This window comes from Aeromonas sp. FDAARGOS 1415 (assembly GCF_019048365.1).
Classification (GTDB): Bacteria; Pseudomonadota; Gammaproteobacteria; order Enterobacterales; family Aeromonadaceae; genus Aeromonas; species Aeromonas taiwanensis.
In genome coordinates, this window is the sequence record NZ_CP077363.1 from 3,768,882 (window position 1) to 3,791,305 (window position 22,424).

A 22,424-nucleotide genomic window follows, 5' to 3' on the forward strand; every position below is an offset into this window, starting at 1 on the left:
GAAAAAGAGCCGGCAAGCGCCGGCTCTTTTCATTCACATCCGCCCCATCAGGGGTGCTGGACGATCAGGCTGTGCTGATCCAGCATGGATTGCAGTATGTCGTGGGACGAGGTGCCGCTCAGGCTCCAGCCGCTCAGATCCACGTCCTTCAGGGTGATCTGCTGGGTGACATGGCCATCCCCCGCCGGTGACACCGACAGGTTCACGTCGCTCAGGCCGTGACCCACGCTGGTCACCGACGCCTGCAGATGGCCAAGCAGGCTATCCACGCTGTTGCCAGTCACCCCCTTGAGCAGGTCGGCCAGATCGATCCTGTCCCCCTCCTGGGGACGGAAGTCGGTGATGGTGTCGATGGCAGGCTGCGCCGTCGTCCCCTCGTCACCACTGCCCCACACGAAGAGATCGCTGCCGGCGCCACCGCTCAGGATGTCGTTGCCCTGACCCCCCCGCAGCACATCATCCCCCATGCCGCCCAGGAGGCGGTCATTGCCGGTGGAGCCGAACAACCAGTCTCCCTGATCCGAGCCCAGCAGATCGTGGCCGCTCTGGCTGTGGATGGTGATGGTCTCCGTGGCCGAGCTCAGAGTGCTGCCACCCAGGCTGGATTCGGCGCTCAGGGTGAGGGCATGATCCCCCGCCGGCAGATCCTTGACGTAGATGGGAACGGACTGGTCCATGGGCAGCAGCCAGTCGTTGCCATCCGCATGGCCGACACTCTGGCCGTGCTCGTCCACCACCTGGGCACCACCCAGATTCTGGATACGCACCGACAGCTCGCCGGTTGCCGGATTGACCACGCTGGCACTGAGGTTGAGCGGCACCCAGGCCCCTTGCAGCGCAAGGATATCGTGGGTGCCGACCCCCAGCTGGGGATCGTCCGGCTCGGCCGTCACCTGGATGGCGATCTGGGCGCTGTCGGTCAGGACGCCACCGGCGCCGGTGTTGCCCAGATCCGAGGTGGTGATGCTCAGGTTGTCCTGACCCCAGAAGTCCCTGGCCGGTTCGTAATGCAGGTTGCCGGCCAGCAGGCTGTTGAGATCATCGAGCGATCCCACCAGAGTCATCACGCCGGTCCCCGCCCCCTGCACCGAGACGGCGCCCGCCGCCCCCAGCAGGGTCAGCACACCGTGCTCCACCCGCAGCATCATGGAGATGGGCGCACTGCCCGCATCCACGTCCTTCACGCTGATCCCGGTGAGCGACAGGGAGCCATCCTCTTTCACCTGCTGGGTGCCCGGTACCTGGGTGACAGGGGCATCGTTGACCGGCGCGACCTCGATGGGCAACACGTCGGTGTCGCTCAGGGGGCCACCGCTGCCGGTGCTGCCAAGATCATTGGTCACCATGGTCAGGGCATCCTGGCCATTGAAATCCTGCTCACCCTGATAGGTCACGCCGCCAGAGAGCAAGGCATTGATGGCGTCCTGGGAACCGCTCAGCACCAGGGTGTTGCTGCCGCTGCCGCTCACCGTCACGCCGCTGCCCGCCGCCAGCTCCAGGGTGCCGTGCAGCACGGAGAGGGTCACCGAGAGGGGACTGGTGCCCGCATCCACATCGCTCACCTGCAGCCCGTGAATGGTGAAGGGCTGGTCTTCCTGCACCACCTGGGGCGTCGTCGGCAGCTGGTTGACGGGGGCATCGTTGACCGGTTGTACCTCAATGGGCAGCACGTCGGTGTCACTCAGGGCGCCACCGCTGCCGGTATTGCCCCGATCGTCCGTCACCATGGTCAAGGCGTCATTGCCGTGGAAGTCCGGGTTGCCCTGATAGGTGACCCCGCCCGAGAGCAGGGCATTGAGATCCGCCAGGGTGCCGGTCAGCACCACATCGCCGGTGCCGTTGCCGGTCAGGGTCACGCCGCTCCCGTCCGGCAGGGTCAGGGTGCCGTGCTCTACCGACAGGCGCACTTCCATGATGCCGTTGCCCGCATCCACGTCCTTGACCTGCAGACCCTGGATGACGAAGGGCTCGTCCTCCTGGGCCACCTGGGGATCCCCGGGCAGCACGTTGACGGGGGCATCGTTGACCGGGCTTACATCGAGATGGATGGTGCCGTTCACTTCGGGGCCGAGGGCGCCGTTGTCCAGGCTCTGGGCCGTCACCTTGATCGCCATGGCGCCGTTGGCGTCATGGGTCACCAGCTCCACCCCGTCGAGCTTGCCCCCATCCGTGGTGACCTGCCAGCGGCCGCCCCCCAGATCCACCACGGTACCGCGGACCCCGCTCGGCAAGCGGATTTCTGCCCCGTCCGGCACCCCTTCCAGGGTGACGCGCACCTGCTCGGGCCCGTTCTCCTGCACATTGCCGGCGCTGCCACCGGTGGCATGGGTGTCCCGGGTCTCTACCCCCAGGTGCAGGGTGATCACGTCCCCTTCGGTGCCGCTCGCCTGATCCTGCATGTCGGTGATGACCGCATCCCCCACCGGATTGACGGTGACGGTGAAGCCCGCACTGGTTTCAAGGGGCAGGGTCAGCCCCTTGTCCAGGGTGAAGGCGCTCAGGGTCAGATCCACGGTGCCGCTGAAGTCCGCAGGCGGGATCAGGGTCAGGGTGGAGAAGTCGGTGCCCACAGGCACCTGCCACACCCCGCCACCATTGTTCACCGCCGGGGCGGACAGGGTGAAGCCATCCGGCACACCCTTGATCTGCAGCCCCACTATCTGCTCGGAGCCATCGTTGTCGATGAGGCTGGCCCCCAGCCCCCCCAGGCTCACGCTGCCATCTTCCTGGCCCGTGGCGTTCTGGACCGTGAGGTTGGCCGGATCGTTGACCGGCAGCACCTCGAAGCTCACGTTGCCGCCCCAGCTCCCCCGATCCGTGCCCGTGGTGGCGGTATCGAGGATCTCCACCGTCACCGCCAGCGGCACCTTGCCGCTGAAGTGCTCCTTGGGCACGAAGACCAGATCCTTGAGACCCGCCGGATCGTTCACCCTGAGGGTGGAGACCGGCTGGCCGTGCGTGTCGAGGAAGTGACCATACTGGGGATCCACGGTCACGACCACCCGCTCCACGGTCTCGAGACCGCCATCGGCCACCGAGGGGCTGATGTCGGCGAGTTTCACCGAGAGATCGAGGTGGATCTCGGTGTCTTCCAGGTTGTCAGGCTGGCCGTCGCCGTTCACATCCTTCACGTTCAGTTGCAGCTCGGGCAGGCCGTCCGCCCCGCCGTTGACGTCCACCTCCGGGGTGATGGAGAGGGTGACGTCCTTCTCCACCATCTTGGTGTCACCGCTCACGGTGTCGGTGTTGACCAGGCGCACATTGAAGTGCAGGCCGTCACCGGCATAGTCTTGCGGCAGGGTCAGGGTCAGGCGGTCGAGATCATCGAGGCCACCCGGCAGCTTGATGAGGTACTCGCCGTTAACGAAGTCGAAGGTGAGCCCCTGCACGTTGACGCCCGGGGGGAGACCAGTGATGACGATGCTGAGCTCGTCATCCCCGCTGTCCGCCGTGCCCAGGGTCACCATCTGCTTGAGCTGGCTGCCGAAGTTGACGCCGTGATCCTCCACCCCGGTGATGGGGGAACTGTTGTCAAAATCGACATCGGCGGCCACCTGGCCCGAGTGGGTCGCGCTATGGAAGTCGGCACTGGCGGTGATCTCCCGATAGGCCGGGGCGCTCACATCCCCCTCGTTGTTGTCGCCAAGGTCGATCACCCTGGCGCTCACCTTGAAGGTGACGGTGCCGGTGAAGCCATCCGGCGAGCGCAAGGCGTAGCTGCCGAGGGCGTCATGGGGCACGGTCCAGTTGCCCTGGCCGTCGTTGATCCCCCCCACCACCACGAAGCCGGGGGGCAGATCGCTGATCACCAGGTAGTCGATGACCTCATCACTGCTGGGGTCCAGATCCTCGAACACGAAGACGCCGTCCAGCGGGATGTCGTGCCCGTCCGGGCTCTCCAGCTGACCGGTCTGCACCAGGTTGCCATCGGGCTCCACCACCGCCTGGATATCCACATGCAGGGTGCCGTCGATCACCTTCTGGGCAGTGGCGCTGGAGTCCACGTCCACTTGTGTCACCGTGACATGGCTCTGGAGGGTGGTGTCCCTGTCGCTGTCCTCGGGCCCTCTCACCAACAGCTGGCCACCGCCGAGCAGGCTTTGCAGCTCGGCGTCGCTCAACTCCACGGCGCCGCCGCTCACGGTCAGCTGGGTCTCGACCCCGCCCACGCGGATCCAGACTTCATACCCGGGTTCGATACCGGACAGGCTGAGGTGGGTCACCTTCTCGGCGCCGTCGGTCAGGTCAGGCTGCCAGTCGAGGACGGTGAACTGATCCTCCAGGCCATGGCTGGTCTTGGCATAGTCGGTGGCGTCGATGGCCGGCTCCACCTTGATGGTGAGGGGCACGTCGAAACTCTTGTGATCGCCGTCGTTCTCGGTCACCACCACGTGGCCGACCAGGTGCAGATCGGCAGTGCTGTTGGGGGGCGGCTGGATCTGCAGGTTGCCAAGGCTGGTCACATCCACCTGATAGAGAGGATTGCCCTTGCCATCGAGCCCGGCGAAGGTCAGGGTCAGCTCCTTGCCACTGCCGTCGAATACCCTGGCCCCTTCCGGCAGCCCTTCCAGCACCAGGTTGAGGGTTTCCGAGTGATCGAGCGGGGTATCCGTCCACTCCCCCGAGGTGAGCTTGAAGTCCAGCGGTGCCCGGCCATCCTCCTGGATGGTGATGCTGTAGCCGTTGCCATCCTGGGTCCAGTCGGTGGTATTGAGATCGAAATGGGGTTCATCCACTACCCCCACCAGATCCACGTGCAGGCTCTGGCTGCCGGTCTCCTTCTCGTTCACCACAGTGTGGGTCTGGCCGCTGGCATCGGTCAGGATGGCGGTGTCCTTCACCACCCCCTTGATGGTGAGATCGAAATCGACGTTGCTGTTTTTGGGCGGCAGCAGCTTGAGGTCATTGATGCGGTCATAGGGCACCTCGTAGTAGCCGTTGGCATCCAGAGTGACCGCCACCCCGCCAAGCAGCAGGGTGGCACCGGCGGGCAGGCCGCTGATGCGCACGAACAGCTGCTCGGAGCCATCCGTGGTGTCTCCCAGATAGGCGAGCCCAATCTTGCTGCCCAGATCGATCAGGGTATCTTCCTTGCCCTGGATCTCGCGCACCGTCAGCTTGGCGTCGTCCGCCAGAGGGTTTACGTTGACAATCACCTCCAGCGGATCGCCGAGGGCCGTCTCCTTGCCGGTCACCACCGGGGTCTTCTCCGTGCTCACCGGGGTCACAATGAGCTTGATGTCACCGCTGTAGTCCTTGCCGGGCACCACGGTCACCTTGTTGATGTCGCCACCGGCCACCGTATAGAGGCCGTTCGCCCCCGGAGTGAGCACCTTGCCATTCAGGGTCAGCGTGCCCTGGCCGGAGGCCCACTCTATCTGGTAGCTCAGGGTCTCGGAGCCGTCCGTATCGGTGAGACCCGCCTTGACGTTGAGGGCGATGCCGCTGCTGTCCTCGTCCGTGGTGTAGTGCTGGTGCGTGCTGCCCGCATCCCACAGGGGTTTGTCGGCAATGCCCTGCACCGTGATGTCCAGATTGCCGGTCAGCACCGGGGGCTTGCTCCCTTCGGTGACCCCCACCTGCAACTGCACCGGGAAGCGCAGCGCAGCACCTCCGTTGTTGTAGCTCGAGTAGTCGTGGTTCGGCACAAAGGTGACACCGGTGAGCTGGAACTTGTCATCGGTGGTGGCCACCGCCACCATGGCCGCGGGCGGCACCTCATACCAGGTCTTGCCCCCCTGGGTGATGGTGGTCAGTGCGACGCCGTTGAAATAGAAGGTGCCCTGGGCGTTGGCTGGCGCCTGGATAAGCAACTGCTCCACGTGCTCGCCCCGATCGAAATCCCCCACATCCAGGTTAATGGTGATGGGGATCCCCTGGCCCGGATCGCTCGCCCCCGCATCCTCCTGGCCGGTGACTGCGCTCACGGTGAGCTTGCCCGCCTCGTCCCTGATGGTCAGGGTCAGAAGACCGTCGTCGGTATCTCCGTCGCCATCCACCAGGTGGAAGCCTATCTGCTGTACCAGGGTGCTGTTGCTGTGATCGATGCCTGATTTGGCGGTGAAGCTGTAGTCACCCTCGGCATTGATCACCAGGGTGCCGATGATCTGCCCCGTGCCATCTGTCACCGAGATGGTGGTGTTGCCTGTGGCGGCGATGGGGTGCTCGGTGCCATTGATGGTCACCGCTCTCACCACCGCATCATCCGCCCCCTCGCTGGCAGTGGCCAGCAGATCGCCGGTCACTTTCGCCCCTTCATTCAGGGTCTTGCTCGCGTCCACGGCCACCGGCACGTCGTCCTGCACGCTCACATGACCGATCACTTCGGCGCTCAGATCCCCGTCACTGTCCCGTGCCTGCAATGGCAGCTGGATATCCAGCAGATCCTTGCCCTGGACGCTGTGATCCAGGTTGCCGGTCAGCTCGAAGGTGTAGCGGCCGGACACATCCAGGGTCAGCTTGAAGATGAGCTTGCCTGCGCTGTCCTTGCCCAGGTAGACACCCGGCTGGCTGTCTGCGCCCAGGGTGACCACCTTGCCCCCCGACGTCAGGGTATTGAGGGCGTTGAAGCGGGCCACATCCAGTTGCAGGGAAACCACCCGGTCGCTCCCGGCGGCGATCGTCACCTGGCCGATGGCAATCTCTCCCGTACCTGACGGGCTGGTGCCCCCATGCTGGCCACTGCCCCCGTTGAGGTCCGACTCCTTGACGGTCACCCCCTCGATGGCGGTGATCACGGGATCCGCCGCATCGGTGATCACCGCCGTGGTGCTGCCGGTGATCACGCTGCCATCGCTGTCGGTCACCTTCACCGGCAGGCTCAGGTTGAGCTTGTCATCCGCCCCGTGATCCAGGTTGGTGTGCACCGTCACCTGGTAATCGAGGGTTGCCTGGGTATGGGCTTCGATGCGCCCCGGCACGCTCGGCAGGGTCACCGTCAGCACCAGGGTGCCGCTCGCAGTCACTGCCTGGAAGCTGTGGCCCTTGCTGCCCGCCACCTCTTGCCAGGTGAGGGTCTCCCCGTTGTGGGTGATGGCCTTGCCGCTCCCATCCACCACCTGGCCCGAGAGGGTCAGCCGCACATCCACCACGGGATCGGAGTCCGCCGTGATGGTCAGGGTGCCGGTGGCGTGCTGATCGTCCGCGGTCTGGTTGCTGGCGGCGCCATCGAAGCGACCTTCACTGACGCTCACGCCGGTCAGGGTGAGGGTCGGGTTGGCCCCTTCCGAAATGCGGATGCTGAGGGTGCCCGTGGTGCTGTCGTTGTTGCCCGCCCCCTTGTCGCTGTCGACGATGTTGAGCTTGAACGGCAGGTCGATGGCGTTGCCGCCGCTCTGGTGAACCCCCTCGAACAGGGTCACCTTGTAGTCAAAGCCGTTGCTGGCGGCGTTGTCGAGCGTGCCCACCAGTTCGACCTGGAGCACCTCGATGCGCTGGCCACCCACCTCCACATACCCCTTGAGCACCTGGCTGCCCGGGATACCGGGATCCCCGTCCACCAGTTCGTATTTGACGCTTTGGCCCAACGCGGTCAGCGCAGGTTGCTCGCTGATGTCGGCAAACGACACCTCGCTCACCCGATCCGAACCCGCATTGACCTGGAAATGGCCAGTGCCGGTCAGGGTGTTGTGGCCGTCGAGCCCACGCTCATCCAGGCTCACTCCGCTGCCCGCCACGAAGTGCGGCGCATGGCCATCCTTGATGGTGAGCGGCAAGTCGGTGGAGACCCTGTCCCCATCCTTGTCGGTCAGGGTGACGGTGAGCGGCAGGTCGAGGGACTCGCTCCCCTGGTGATCCAGCTCGGCCCCCAGGGTCACCCTGGCCGTGACGCTCCAGTTGCCGTTGCTCTCAACCAAATCCAGCTCGGCACGCAGTACCTCGCGGCCATCCGCACTGGTCCCCACCAGATCCCCGTTGGCATCCAGGGTGAAGGTCACCGGGCTGCCGTGGCTGCTGTACTTGCCATCCAGGCTGCCTTGTATGGCCGCGATATCGAATGTGAGGCTGCCTTGATCCAATGCATCCGCGCCATGGCTCACGGTAAAGCTCATGGTGCTCACCACGGCGGCATCCCCCTGGTTCGCCTCCGTCATCTCGGTGCCGGTCACGGCGCTGATGACTGGATTGGCCCCGTCGCCGATGGCCACGGTCAGGGTGGAAGAAACGGTGTCCCCGTCGCTGTCCGTCAGGGTGAAGCCCGCCTTCAGCAGGCAGTCAGCGCCCCCCTGATCCAGCGGCTGGTTGAGGGTGAAAACATAGTGCCCCTGCGGATCCAGCGTCAGGGTAAAGACATTCTGGCCGTTGACGGTGCCGCTGATGCTGTTGCCGCCGATGGTGATGACCACAGGTGCGCCGCCGCTGGTGAGCCCCTGCAGGCCGGGCTGGCTGGCATCGAACGCGATGTTGACCAGGGGGTCGGCGCCTGCGGTGATATCGAGATCGCCGGAGAGGGTCTGGGCCGCGCTCCAGTCGCTGTCCTCCACCAGGGTGAGGGAGACGGGGTCGACCTGGGGCAGCACGCCATCGGTGATATGGATATTGAGGGTGCCCAGGTTGCTCTTGTCCCCGTCAAAGTCGGTGCCCTGTACCTGCAACCCCAGGTTGACGCTGTTGGTGCTGACCGGCTGATCCAGCACGCCGTCGAGCGCCACCTGGTACTTGCCATCCAGCCCCAGGGTCACGGTCAGAATGGTCTTGCCGCCCGCATCCAGCAGGGTGATGAGGTTGCCGTTGACCTGATAGCTGGTCGGCTGGCCACCGCTGGTGAGGTTATCCAGGGCGGGCTGGCTTGCCTCGAAGTTCAGCGACACCAGGCGATCGCTGCCCACGCTCACCGGCAACTGGCCATCCAGGGTCTGGCCAGAGGCCCCTTCCTGCAAGGTGACACCGCTGTCGATGCCGAGGTGGGGATCGGCGGCATCGGTCACATGAATGACGGTATCGCCTTTGCTGACGGTGCCATCGCTGTCCGTCACCTGCATCCCGACCTCGATATTGAGCCGATCGCCGGCGCCGTGATCCAGGTTGGTGTGGGTCACCACCTGATAATCGAACTCCACCTTGCTGTGCGCCGCGACGCTATCGGGCACATTGGGCAGGGTCACGCTCAGCACCAGGGTGCCGCTGGCTGTCAGGGCCTGGAAGGAATGGCCGTTGCTGCCCGGCACCTCTTGCCAGGTGAGGGGCTCGCCGTTGTGAGTGACGGGATTGCCGTTGACGTCCATCACCTGACCGCTCAGGACCAGGCGCACATCGACGATGGGGTCGGAATAGGCCTGCACCGTCACCTTGCCCGCGATGAGCTGATCGTCGGCGGTCGCGCCACTGGCGGCGCCATCGAAGCGCCCCTCGCCCAGGGTCACGCTGTCGATGGTCACCCCGTTGACGATAGGCCTGACCCCCTCGCTGATGGTGATGTCCAGGGTGCCCGTGGTGCTGTCGTTGTTGCCGCCCCCCTTGTCACTGTCGATGATGTCGAGTTTGAGGGGCAGGCTGGTGGCGCCATCACCGCCGTTTTGATGCACCCCCTGATAGAGGGTCACCTTGTAGTCGAACCTGTTGCTGACAGCGTTGTCGAGCGTGCCTACCAGCTCGACCTGGAGCACCTCGATGCGCTGGTCACCCACCTCCACATACCCCTTGAGCACCTGGCTGCCCGGGATACCGGGATCCCCGCTCACCAGCTCGTATTGCACCGACTGGCCGAGGGCGGTCAGGGGGGGTTGCTCGGAGGGATCGGCAAACGACACCTGACTCACCCGGTCCGACCCCGCCTCCAGCGTGAAATGACCCACCTCGGTCAGACTGTTGCTGCCATCGAGGCGACTCTCGCTCAGGTCTACCCCACTGCCCGCCACGAAGCCCGGCGCATGACCGTCCCTGACGGTCAGGGGTAAGGTGGTCGAGACCCTGTCTCCGTCCTTGTCCGTGAGGGTGACCCCGAGCGGCAGCTCGAGGGATTCGCTCCCCTGGTGATCCAGCTCGGCCCCCAGGGTCACCCTGGCGGTGACGCTCCAGTTGCCGTTGCTCTCCACCAAATCCAGCTCGGCCCGCAGCACCTCGCGGCCGTCCGCGCTGGTCCCCACCAGCTCGCCGTTGGCATCCAGGGTGAAGGTCACCGGGCTGCCGTGGCTGCTGTACTTGCCATCCAGGCTCTGCTGAATGGCGGCGATATCGAACCTGAGACTGCCTTGATCCAATGCATCCGAGCCATGGCTCACGGTAAAGCTCATGGTGCTCACCACGGCGGCATCCCCCTGGTTCGCCTCCGTCATCTCGGTGCCGGTCACGGCGCTGATGACTGGATTGGCCCCGTCGCCGATGGCCACGGTCAGGGTGGAAGAAACGGTGTCCCCGTCGCTGTCCGTCAGGGTGAAGCCCGCCTTCAGCAGGCAGTCAGCGCCCCCCTGATCCAGCGGCTGGTTGAGGGTGAAAACATAGTGCCCCTGCGGATCCAGCGTCAGGGTAAAGACATTCTGGCCGTTGACGGTGCCGCTGATGCTGTTGCCGCCGATGGTGATGACCACAGGTGCGCCGCCGCTGGTGAGCCCCTGCAGGCCGGGCTGGCTGGCATCGAACGCGATGTTGACCAGGGGGTCGGCGCCTGCGGTGATATCGAGATCGCCGGAGAGGGTCTGGGCCGCGCTCCAGTCGCTGTCCTCCACCAGGGTGAGGGAGACGGGGTCGACCTGGGGCAGCACGCCATCGGTGATATGGATATTGAGGGTGCCCAGGTTGCTCTTGTCCCCGTCAAAGTCGGTGCCCTGTACCTGCAACCCCAGGTTGACGCTGTTGGTGCTGACCGGCTGATCCAGCACGCCGTCGAGCACCACCTGGTACTTGCCATCCAGCCCCAGGGTCACGGTCAGAATGGTCTTGCCGTCCGCATCCAGCAGGGTGATGACGTTGCCGTTGACCTGATAGCTGGTCGGCTGGCCGCCGCTGGTGAGGTTATCCAGGGCGGGCTGGCTTGCCTCGAAGTTCAGAGACACCAGGCGATCGCTGCCCACAGTGACCGGCAACTGGCCATCCAGGGTCTGGCCAGAGGCCCCTTCCTGCAAGGTGACACCGCTGTCGATGCCAAGGCTGGGGTCCACACCGTCGTCGATGGAGACAACCAGATCGGCGCGGGTCTCATCCCCGTCTATCTCCCTGGCGGAAACGGTGAGCCCGAGGGAGAGCCTGTCGCTGCCCTGATGATCCAGGGGCCCGACAAGGGAGACGGTGACCTTGCCCTGGATGTCGCTGCCCGACTGGGCTGCGCCGAGCTCGGCCTTGAGCACCTCGACCCGCTTGCCATTGCCATCCAGGTAGTAGCCCGTCAGCAGGCGATCGCCGCTGAATTCGAAGCTGAGCAGGTGGCCGTCGCTGGCAAGACCGCTGCCGTTGAGGCGAACGAGGGTATTGGCCTGATCGGCGAAGGCGAGGGAGTCCGCCAGCAGGGGATCGGACTGATGACCCACGACGAACTGGCTCTCGCCCACCACCGCCGCCGGATGGGTGAAATCATCTTCCACAAGGCTGATGGGGGCGATGGTGAAGTCCGGGGGTGTGCTGTCTACCAGGTTGACGGTGAGATGGGCGCTCACCAGATCCCCGTCGCTGTCGCGGTACTCCAGGTTGAAAGGCAGGCTCAGGCTCTCCTGGCCGTGATCCAGGCTCTGGTGCCAGACGATGCGATAGCTGCCGTCGTTGGCCAGGGTCAGGGTAAAGATGGAGTGGCCGCCGGCGCTGGCGGTAAGGGTCTGGCCGCTGACCTGGTAGGCGAGCGCCGTCCCGTGGCTGGTCAGGCCGAGCTGATTGAGGGCGCTCTGATCGGCCCCGAAGCTCACCTGCAGGCTGCCATCGAGCCCGGCCCCGGTGTGCAGGGATCCGGTGGCGCTCACCGGCCCCCCGGCCAGATCCGCCTCCGACAGGGTCAGGGTATCGCTCTGTCCGATGAGAGGGGCCCCGTCAATCACCCGGTTGCCCGCCAGATCCGTCACCTCGGCGCGCACCTCATAGGGGCCCTGGATGCCGGTGAGATCCAGGCCATCCAGCTGCCAGCGACCGTCGCTGCCCACCAGGGCGCTGCCGCTGTAGAGGGCCTCGCCATTCTGGCCGATAAGGGTGATGGTGACCCGCTGCCCCGCCTCCACGTCCGTGGTCGTGCCGCTCAGGGTGACCTGGTCATGGCCGAGAATGCGGCTGGTGTCGAGATCGTCGATGTCGATGGCAGCCCGGGTATCCACCGTCACCGTCAGGGTGTCGCTCGCCCGGTTGCCCGCAATGTCCACCGCCTCGACACGAAAATCATGGGCGCCGTCCGCCAGGGTATCGGGGATCTGATATTGCCAGTTGCCGTTGCCATCCACGGTGAGCACGGCCATCACCTTGCCCTCCAGGGTCAGGGTAACGGTAGCGCCCGGCTCCCCCTTCCCTTGCAGAAGTGGTGTGGTGTCGCGGGTCAGATCATCGGTCTGGCTGGTGCCGGTGTCGCTCTCGTCCGCCAGATCCAGGGTGATGGTGGTGATGGTGTCGAGCAGGGTCTCGCCGGTGTCGCTGGCCCGGTTGCCGGCGGCATCCCGGGTATCCGCCTGGATGTTGAGGGGGCCGTCCACCAGCTTGCCGGTGACATCCCCGAAGTTCGCCTCCCAGACGAAGCCGGGTAACACCACTGTGGTGGTGGTCAGGCGATGGCCCTCCTGATCCGTCAGGGTAACGGTCACCGTCTGGCCTACCTCGACGTCCCGAACGAACCCGCGAATGATGACGCCGGTCGCCTCGTCGGCATTGATGATGTTGTCGTCGGTCTGGGGCTCGGTGATGGTGATATGGGCCTGCTGATCCTGATCTTCCACATAGGGGGTTTCACTGCCCCGGGCGACACCCTGGTGATCCGTGTCGAAGCCCGCCTCGGACAGGGTCGCATCATTGGTGCGATCCACCACCACAAAGCCCCCGGCGCTGGAGCCGGCCACGCCACCGACGTTGCCGGTGGCGGCATTGCCCGCCGCCGTCTCTTCAAACTGGGCGGTCGGGTCAACCCCCTGGCGGATAGCCTCCTGCAAGCTGGCAAGCTCGGGATCCGCCGCCAGAGGCTCGGGCGATGCCTCCGGCCGGGCAGGCCCGGAGGGCTCGCCGCCAGTATCGACCAGTTCCACATGTCCGTCGGATCCGCTGACCAGGCGCATTCCCGGCTCCAGTTGCATACCAGGGGTGGCGGGGCGAAGGGCGCCCTCGGCATCCATCACAAACACAGTGCCTTCCACCTTGGCAATAAGAGTCGGTTTCTCGATTCGCAGCTCGGCCATACATCCTCCAACGGGTAAATACAGACTTCCCAGCGCATGAAGCTTAATAAGGAAAGTCGCCGTGACAGGCGGCTATTTTACCGCCAACAACCCAGCGCAACACTTCGTCATTTTCGATAATATCGAAAGAAAATGCGGCAAACCCTCCAATTAATTGCACTTAAATACTTAAAAATTGATTTAACGCAGACATAAAAGCGCTTTCACAGCCGTTTCAGACAAACATCCGGTTCTTCTGGCTCCCGAGAACGCGACAGTTTCTGGCCCCCCCCTATTTTCCGACCCGCCTCACTATTTCAGCAGGCAGAATCCCCCTGGCCAGCACAGGCAAAATCGTGCATGTGTATTCACGCGTTCACTCCCTCCTCCCGGGCCGAGCAGATGCTAGCCCCTCCCTGCACGCCCACTTCGCCTTGCGGTACATCCTGGGGTGGTACACTCCAGCGCTCCTGCCTGCGGAAAAAGCGAGGCAGCAACCCCCAGATGACACTCGATAATTCAACCTGGATCCCACTTTTGGGATCCTCCCCCCATGGCAATTGATCTAGCGCAATTCCCGTCGGGATAAATCATTATCCATTTTACCCATTTGGTATTATTCCCTCGATCAATTGCATAAATTCCAATCTATATGCAGCCATAACAATTAATCGGCCTGCCATGCCCGTCGATGATGAGCACAGATGTCCACACCGAGATGGAACGGTCAGGCCAGAGATGGACTTTTTATCTGGGAGTGATGACTGTGGGTTCATATGACAAGCTATTTCGGCCAGGCTTCGCCGCCCTGCTGCTGACCGCCCTGCTCGGTGCAGGCAATCTGGCGCAGGCAGAGGAGGCCGCCCCCAAGGGCAAGGTAGAGGCGCGCAGCGAGCTGTTCGCCAAGGATCACGCCGATCAGTTCAGCAGCTGGAAGGCCACCGGCGAGAGTCGCGAGCGCACCGATGCCCTGGCGGAAGATCCGCAGATGGTGGTGCTCTGGGGCGGCTATGCCTTCGCCAAGGATTACAACAAACCGCGCGGTCACTTCTATGCGCTGACCGACGTGCGCGAGACCCTGCGCACCGGCGCCCCCAAGAGCGCCGAAGATGGTCCCCTGCCCATGGCCTGCTGGAGCTGCAAAGGCCCGGATGTGGCCCGCGTCATCGACGAGAAGGGTGAGGATGGCTACTTCAAGGGGATGTGGGCCAAGGGTGGTCCCGAGATCGTCAACACCATCGGCTGCGCCGACTGCCACGACACCGCGTCGAAAGAGTTCAAGGAGGGCAAGCCCGCCCTGCACCTCTCCCGTCCCTACGCCGATCGGGCCATGACCGCCATCGGCAAGCCGTTCAAGGAGCAGGGCCGGTTCGATCAGCAGTCCCAGGTGTGCGGCCAGTGCCACGTGGAGTACTACTTCACCGGCCCGACCAAGGCGGTGAAATTCCCCTGGGACAAGGGCACCACAGTGGAGCAGATGGAGCAGTATTACGATGACATCGGCTTTGCCGACTGGACCCATGCCCTCTCCAGGACCCCCATGCTCAAAGCCCAGCACCCCGAGTACGAGACCTGGCGCGCCGGCATTCACGGCCAGAACAACGTCGCCTGCGTCGACTGCCACATGCCCAAGGTGCAGAACGAACAGGGCAAGGTCTACACGGACCACAAGGTAGGCAACCCCTTCGATCGCTTCGACCAGACCTGCCGCAACTGCCACACCCAGAGCAAAGAGATGCTGCAAGGGGTGGTCAAGCAGCGCAAGGATGCCGTCACCGAAATCAAGCTCAAAGTCGAGAAGCAGCTGGTGCACGCCCACTTCGAGGCCAAGGCTGCCTGGGATGCCGGTGCCACCGAGGCCGAAATGAAGGACATTCTGCAGGACATCCGTCACGCCCAGTGGCGCTGGGACTTCTCCATCGCCTCCCACGGGGTGCAGATGCACGCCCCGGAAGTGGCGCTGCGCATGCTGGGAACCGCCCTGGACAAGGCCGCCGACGCCCGCACCAAGCTGGCACGCCTGCTGGCTGCCAAGGGGATCAGCCACGAGATCGCCATCCCTGACATCTCCACCAAGGAGAAAGCCCAGGCCGCCCTTGGCATGGACATGAAGCAGATGAACGGCGACAAGGCCCAGTTCCTCAAGACCACAGTCCCCGCCTGGGATGCCGAGGCCAAAGCGGCCGGACGGCTGGCACAGTAATGGCGCCTGCGAGCCCGGCCTGGCCGGGCTCGCAATGGATGGAGGCTTCCTATGGGTGATTTAACGATGGATTTCTTACGACTGATGCTGATGGCGGCCATGCTGCTCACCAGCCTGCAGGGCCAGGCCACCGAGCAGACAACCGCTCCCGCCGCCGTGCCCCCCACCCACGCGGTGGAATTCTTGCGCAGCGCCGACAAGGCCTGCACCGACTGCCACAAGGATCAGGACGACGTCATGCACGGCAAGCATGGCCAGGCGACCAATCCCAACAACCTCAAACCGGTGACCTGCACCAACTGCCACGGTCAGCCCTCCCCCCAGCACCGGGAAGGGGTCAAGGACGTGATGCGCTTTAGCAACAGCTTCAGCGACAAGAAGAGCACAGAGGCCTACCCCATCGTGGAGCAGAACAGCGTCTGCATGAGCTGCCACGAGCCCAAGCCCCTGCGCGAGGCGCTCTGGGCCCACGATGTGCACGCCACCAAGCTCACCTGCACCAGCTGCCACGCCCTGCACCCGGCCAAGGAGCCCATGGTCGCTATTCCAGAGAAGTCCCGCATCAAGCTCTGCGTCGACTGCCACAGCAAGCAGCACCAGGCCAAGGCGGCCAACCAGACGGCCAGCCTGGGCAAGGAGGCGCCATGAGCTGCTCTCGCCGTCAATTCATGGCGGGGATGAGCGCCGGGGCCCTCATCATGATGACGGGCCCCGTGCGAGCAGGCGCAGCCACCCTCGCCCACAGCCAGACCATCGACGGGGTGCGCTTTGGCATGCTCCACGACGAGCGGGCCTGCATCGGCTGCACCGCCTGCATGGATGCCTGCCGGGAAGTGAATCAGGTGCCGGAAGGGGTCTCGCGCCTCGAGATCCTCCGCTCCGGCCCCGTCGGCGAATATCCCGACGCCGAGTACCACTTCTTTCGCAAGTCCTGCCAGCACTGTGACAACGCCCCCTGCGTCCACGTCTGTCCGACCGGTGCCTCCCATATCCGCACCGAGGATGGCATCGTCGATGTGGACCCGGATCTCTGCGTCGGCTGCATGTATTGCCTGGCCGCCTGCCCCTATCAGGTGCGCTTTATCAACCCTGTGACCAAGGTTGCCGACAAGTGCGACTTTTGCCGCAAGACCAATCTGGCCCAGGGCAAGGAGCCGGCGTGCGTGGTCTCCTGCCCCACCAAGGCGCTGGTGTTCGGCAATCTGGATGACCCGGACAGCCCCATCGCCAAGCGGCTGGTGAAGGAGACCACCTATCGCTACAAGCAGGCGCTCGGCACCTCGCCCAAGATGTACCGCGTGCCCAAAGGGGAGATAAAGTCATGACGATGCAAGAGGCATTTCACTTCCCCTCGCTGGTGTGGGACTGGCCGATCGCGATCTACCTGTTCCTGCTCGGCATCTCCGCCGGGGCCACCACCCTCTCGGTGCTGTTGCGCCGCAAAGGGGCAGGCAGCGAGAGCGGCATCATCAAGGCGACCGCCATCCTGGCGCCCGCGAGCGTGATCCTGGGGTTACTCATCCTCATCTTCCATCTGGCCCGTCCCTGGACCTTCTGGAAGCTGATGTTCCACTACCAGTTCGACTCCGTGATGTCCATGGGGGTCATGCTGTTCCAGCTCTACATGGCGGTGCTGTTCGCCTGGCTGGCAGTGGTGTTCAGAAGCGAGATCGAGACCCTGCGCAGCCGCTTCCTCAAAGAGAAGTTCGCCTTTGTGGATGGGCTGATCGCCTGGCTTGCCCGCGTTGAACAGATGCTGGCACCGCTCTTGTTGCTGCTCGCCGTGCTGCTGGGAGCCTATACCGGCTTCCTGCTCTCGGCGCTCAAGACCTATCCGCTCCTGAACAACCCGGTACTGCCGGTGCTGTTCCTGGTCTCCGGCGTCAGCTCCGGCATCGCCTCCACCATCTTGCTGGCAGTGACCCTGTTCAGGGAGAACCACCACAGCCAGGGGGTCAGCTTTGTCCACCGCTTCGAACGGCCGGTGCTGGCGGTGGAGGTGCTGCTGCTGGTCTGCTTCTTCACCGGCCTCTACTTCGGTGGCGGCCAGAAAGAGGTGGCCATGTGGGCCGCCATCGGCAGCGGTTTCTGGGCCCAGGTGTTCTGGGTGGGGGTGGTGGGCATCGGCATGCTGCTGCCCCAGCTGATCGCCCTCTTGACCCCGGCTCCCCTGCAGGAGAGAAACGGCCATCTGGTGCTGGTCTGCAGCCTGACCCTGGTGGGGATACTGCTGCTGCGCTACTTCGTGCTCTACGCCGGTCAAATGACAGTCGTATAACGGTATGATCACCAGCGCCAGCCACCTTCGGGTGACTGGCGCTTATTTGTTGCGATTGGTTGTTACCAGGAATGTGGATGTTATCCCCCAGCGCCGGTACGGTGCAGACGCTGCGGCATAACATAGACGAATGATTGACTGGAGGTTGTGTGCTGGCGGAGTTCGGCTATCTCTCACTGCTGCTGGCGACCGGGCTCGCCCTGGTGCAAGGGCTGCTGCCCTGGCTGGGGCTGCGGTTCGCCTCCCCGGCCTTGCTGGACTGTGCCAGGCCGCTGGCGCTGCTCAATGCCGCCCTGCTCGGTGCCGCCCTGGTGCTGCTCGGGATCTGCTTCGCCCAGAATGACTTCACCCTGGTCTATGTGGCCCAGCACGCCAACAGCGCCCTGCCCCTGGGGTTCAAACTGGCGGCGGTGTGGGGGGGGCACGAGGGCTCCATGCTCTTCTTCGTCTTCGCGCTGGCCCTCTGGGGCGCCCTGGTGGCCCTTTGCTCGGCGCGGGTCGACTCGCTGATCCTGGTGCGGGTACTCGCCATCATGGGGCTGATCGTCGGGCTGTTCGGCCTCTATACCCTGATCTTCTCCAGCCCGTTTGACAGGCAGTTCCCGGGGCCGCTGGAGGGGCGCGATCTCAACCCCATGCTGCAGGACATCGGACTCATCCTCCACCCGCCCCTGCTCTATCTCGGCTACGTCGGCTTTGCAGTCAACTTCGCCTTCGCCATGGCGGCGCTGCATTCGGGCCGGCTCGACGGTGCCGTGGCCCACTGGAGCCGCCCCTGGGCACTCGGCTCCTGGGTGTTTCTCACCGCCGGCATCGTGCTGGGCTCCTGGTGGGCCTACTACGAGCTCGGCTGGGGCGGCTGGTGGTTCTGGGATCCGGTGGAAAATGCCTCCCTCTTACCCTGGCTGCTCGGCACCGCCCTGCTCCACGCCCTGGTGGTGTGCGAGAAGCGCGGCGCCTACGGCCACGCCGTGCTGCTGCTCTCCATCTTCACCTTCTCCTTGAGCCTGCTCGGCACCTTCGTGGTGCGCTCCGGCGTGATCACCTCGGTGCATGCCTTCGCGGTGGATCCGGATCGCGGCCTCACCCTCTTGCTGCTGCTCGGCCTGCTGCTGACCTTCGCTCTCACTCTTTTTGCCCTGCGGGCCGACACCCGCGCCCCCTACGCCCGCTTCGGTTTCTGGTCGAAAGAGGGGCTGCTCGGGGCCACCATCTTGCTGCTCTGCGTGGCCTGTGCCAGCGTGCTGCTCGGCACCTTCTACCCCATGGTGTTCCAGTCGCTCCATCTGGGATCCCTCTCCGTGGGTGCCCCCTACTTCAACACCCTCTTCGTGCCCCTGGCCCTGGTGCTGATGGCGCTGATGACCCAGATCCCCCGTCTGCGCTGGCAGAGGCTGGCCAGCTGCTCCCGCTGGCGCTGGCTGTTGCCGCTGCTGCTCGGCGTGCTGGGAGGCGGACTCCTCAGCCTCGCCTATCGGGGACAGGGAACCGCGGGCTGGAGCGGCATCCTTGCCAACATGGTCGGCCTCTGGCTGGTGGCGAGCCTGCTGCTCCCGCTCTCCCGACCGGCCGCCCTGCGCGAGCTCACCCTCAACCGGCTCGGCAGCCTGCTGGCCCATCTCGGGGTGGCGGTGTGCGCCCTCGGCATTGCACAGGTCAGTCACCACAGCCAGGAGGGGGGAACAGTGCTCGCCGCAGGCCAGCCCTATCGGCTCGGCGCCTTCGAGTTTCGCTATGAGGGGAGCGAGCCGCTGATTGGCCCCAACTACACCGCCGAGCGCATCACCCTCAGCGTGCACAAGGGGGGCCAGGAGGTTGCCAGACTCGCGCCTGAACGGCGCCACTACAGCGTGCGCACCATGAACATGAACGAGCCCGGCATCGCGTGGGGAATGCTGGGCGATCTCTACGTGGTGCTCGGCGAGAAGATGGGGCCCAATGCCTACGCCATGCGCCTGCACCACAAGCCGCTGGTGCGATGGATCTGGCTCGGCGGCCTCCTGATGATGGCGGGGGGCACCCTGCGCCTGCTCGCCCGCCGCCCCTTGCTTGCGGCCCGTCCGGCCCCGACCACAGCCCCCTGCCCCCGGCTCGAACAGGAGTCCCTATGAGATCCCGCCTGCGTCTCTTTCTTCCTCTCGTGCTGACCCTGGGGCTCGGCACCCTGCTCTGGCTCGGCCTTGGCAACAACCCCTACGGCCAGGATGAGGCCGTCGCAGGGCGCACCCTGCCAGCCTGGCAGAGTGAGAACTTGCTGGGAGGGGCGGCCATTGACACCGCCAGCCTGAAAGGGGAACCCTTTGTGCTCAACGTCTGGGCCAGCTGGTGCCCCAACTGCCGCGCCGAACATCCGCTGCTGGGTGAGCTTGCGGGCTCCGTGCCCCTCTACGGCCTCAACTATCGGGACAAGGGGGATGCGGCCCGCGCCTGGCTGGCAAAGGCAGGCAACCCCTATCGCGCCGTGCTGGCCGACCCCGACGGCCGACTCGCCCTGGAGCTCGGCGTCTACGGCACGCCGGAGACCTATCTCTTTGCCGGCGACGGCACCCTGCTGACCCGTCATACCGGCCTGCTCACCCGGGAGATCTGGCAACGCCAGTTTGCCCCCCTGCTTGCAAAGGCCCGCAGCAACACCGCTAGCCAGCCCGAAGTGGAGAGAGAAGTGCAGGAGAGCAAGCCATGAGCCGTCTCTGCTACGCCCTGATCGCGCCGCTCTTGCTGGCCTTGAGCCTCGGGGCCCTTGCCAGCGGGGTCGACACCTATGAGTTTCGCCACCCCGAGCGGCAAACCCGCGCTCAGGAGCTGGCCCGCGCCCTGCGCTGCCCCCAGTGCCAGAATCAGAACCTGGTGGAGTCCAACTCCCCCATCGCGCGGGATCTGCGGCTCGAGGTCTACCGCTGGGTGGACGAGGGACAGTCTGATGAACAGGTGATCGCCCGCATGACGGAGCGCTTCGGCGATTTCGTGCGCTATGACCCGCCCCTCAAGGCCAGCACGGCGCTGCTCTGGGGTGGCCCCGCCCTCTTGCTGTTGTTGGCCCTCAATCGCCTGCGCAGGAGCCTGCATCGCCGGCAACCGGCGCGGGTGCCCCTTGTCGGCGACAGAACCGAGGGGATGCTCGCCCACGACCCCAGGGCCGAGCTGAACCGGTGCATCATGGCCGAGCAGCAGGCGGGGCTTGCCCACCACAGCCGTCTCTACCGGGAGCTGGAGCTGGCCCGTCTCGCCAACGCCACCCCCTCCGCCGAGCAGGCCCTGCGCGCCCGGCTGGCCGACTCTCGCTCCGCCCGGTCCTGGCAGCAGTCATGGATGCCACTTGGGGCCCTTCTGCTGGCGCTGATGGCCGGCATTTATGCCGGAACCGGCCGCTATCAGGCGTGGCAGGCTTATCAGTCGCGCCCCGATCCGCTGGCGGGATTGAGCCCGCGGGATCTGCAGGACAAGGAGCTGGGCGCCCTGCACCAGCGCCTGCAAGCCAACCCTGCCGATCTCGACGGCTGGGCGGCGCTCGGCCAGCTCTATCTCTATCGGGACGAGTACGACAATGCCCTGCTCGCCTACCAACGTCTCGCCCTGCAAGAAGGGGGGGCCAGTGCCGCGACCCAGGCCGCCCAGGCCACAGTGCGCTACTACCAAGCGGGCCAGCAGCTGACCCCGGAGGCCAAGCGCCTGCTCGATAGTGCGCTCAAGCAGGACAAGGGTGAGGTGAGCGCCCTGATGCTGCTCGCCTCCGATCACTTTCTGCACGGCCGCTACTCCCAGGCCATCGCCCTCTGGCAGCAGTTGCTGGACGAGGAGCGCCCCCGCATCAACCGGGCCGCGCTGATCGAGGCGATCCAGACAGCCCGCATGATGGGGGGCTGACTACACACATAATGGGGGCTGAATGCCCCTGTCACGTTTGGCCCGCACAAGCGCTGATGGCAGAGAAATCACTTGCCAGCCTCCCGTCGGCGGCCGAACAATAGGCGTCTATTGAACCTTTTTTTGGAGCCTCCCCCATGATCCCCATTCGCTGTAAAGCCGTCTCCGGTGTCGCCCTCTCAACGATTGATGGCGAAACAAAGCTGCTGGTGATGAAACGGGTCAAGGGCGGTTTCTGGTGCCATGTGGCGGGCACGGTTGAGGCGGGGGAAACCGGCTGGCAGACCATTATTCGCGAGTTTGGCGAAGAGACGGGTATCTCGGTTTGCGAGTTATACACAGCCCATTATCTGGAACAATTTTACGAAAGCGCTTCAAATACGGTGGAGGTAGTGCCGGTCTTTGTGGTCTATTGCCCGCCCAATCAAACGGTCACTCTCAACGACGAGCACACCGAATATCGCTGGTGCACCTTGGCCGAGGCCAAGGGACTGGTGAGTTTCCCCGGCCAGCAGGCGCTCTATGACCATGTCTGGCACCATTTTGTGGCGCGCCGCCCCTCGCCGCTGATGAGGGTGGCACTGCGCTGATCCGGGTCGGCTGACACCTCCCTCGAAGCCCCTGACGGCGCCCATCTTCACCGACACAAAGAGGATTAATGGTGCGTTCGACCCGATGCCGCACCGGAAGGCACAAAAAGAGTAGCAATGATGGGTCAGAAAGGGCATATAGTGCGCCCCATGACGGGCTGAACCCGGCCAATGTGCGCGCCAGGTGTGGCTCATTATGAATCCCGCGAAAGGGCGCC

The 22,424-nt window shown here is 64.7% G+C and carries 9 protein-coding genes; 8 read left to right on the plus strand and 1 reads right to left on the minus strand.

What is annotated here, in order from left to right; genetic code table 11:
* Nucleotides 1–47: 47 nt before the first annotated feature.
* Nucleotides 48–13,292, minus strand: coding sequence for a retention module-containing protein (locus I6L45_RS17580; RefSeq protein WP_216982787.1), 13,245 nt, complete (start codon nt 13,290–13,292; stop codon nt 48–50).
* Between the two features lie 739 nt (nt 13,293–14,031).
* On the opposite strand from I6L45_RS17580, the gene nrfA reads away from it, so the two are divergent.
* The 8 genes from nrfA to I6L45_RS17620 all read left to right on the plus strand — a co-directional run bounded on the left by nrfA (nt 14,032) and on the right by I6L45_RS17620 (nt 22,206).
* Nucleotides 14,032–15,474, plus strand: coding sequence for an ammonia-forming nitrite reductase cytochrome c552 subunit (nrfA, locus tag I6L45_RS17585; protein ID WP_216982788.1), 1,443 nt, complete (start codon nt 14,032–14,034; stop codon nt 15,472–15,474).
* 51 nt (nt 15,475–15,525) lie between these two features.
* Nucleotides 15,526–16,122, plus strand: coding sequence for a cytochrome c nitrite reductase pentaheme subunit (gene nrfB, locus I6L45_RS17590; protein WP_216982789.1), 597 nt, complete (start codon nt 15,526–15,528; stop codon nt 16,120–16,122).
* Entirely contained in the window at nt 16,119–16,799 is a 681-nt protein-coding gene (locus I6L45_RS17595) for a 4Fe-4S dicluster domain-containing protein (RefSeq protein WP_216982790.1), read from the plus strand. Before nrfB ends, I6L45_RS17595 begins: the two co-directional genes overlap by 4 nt.
* Entirely contained in the window at nt 16,796–17,752 is a 957-nt protein-coding gene (nrfD, locus tag I6L45_RS17600) for a cytochrome c nitrite reductase subunit NrfD (protein WP_216982791.1), read from the plus strand. The genes I6L45_RS17595 and nrfD overlap by 4 nt, the downstream gene beginning before the upstream one ends.
* A 149-nt stretch (nt 17,753–17,901) precedes the next feature.
* Nucleotides 17,902–19,863 carry a heme lyase NrfEFG subunit NrfE gene (nrfE, locus tag I6L45_RS17605; RefSeq protein ID WP_216982792.1) on the plus strand — a complete coding sequence of 654 codons (1,962 nt, stop codon included), beginning with the start codon at nt 17,902–17,904 and terminating at the stop codon, nt 19,861–19,863.
* Complete coding sequence (locus I6L45_RS17610; protein WP_216982793.1) at nt 19,860–20,435, plus strand: DsbE family thiol:disulfide interchange protein; 576 nt, start codon at nt 19,860–19,862, stop codon at nt 20,433–20,435. The genes nrfE and I6L45_RS17610 overlap by 4 nt, the downstream gene beginning before the upstream one ends.
* Nucleotides 20,432–21,616: a heme lyase NrfEFG subunit NrfF gene (gene nrfF / locus I6L45_RS17615; RefSeq protein ID WP_216982794.1), complete on the plus strand. Its 1,185-nt coding sequence runs from the start codon at nt 20,432–20,434 to the stop codon at nt 21,614–21,616. Before I6L45_RS17610 ends, nrfF begins: the two co-directional genes overlap by 4 nt.
* Before the next feature lie 137 nt (nt 21,617–21,753).
* Nucleotides 21,754–22,206, plus strand: coding sequence for an NUDIX pyrophosphatase (locus I6L45_RS17620; protein WP_216982795.1), 453 nt, complete (start codon nt 21,754–21,756; stop codon nt 22,204–22,206).
* Nucleotides 22,207–22,424: the final 218 nt, after the last annotated feature.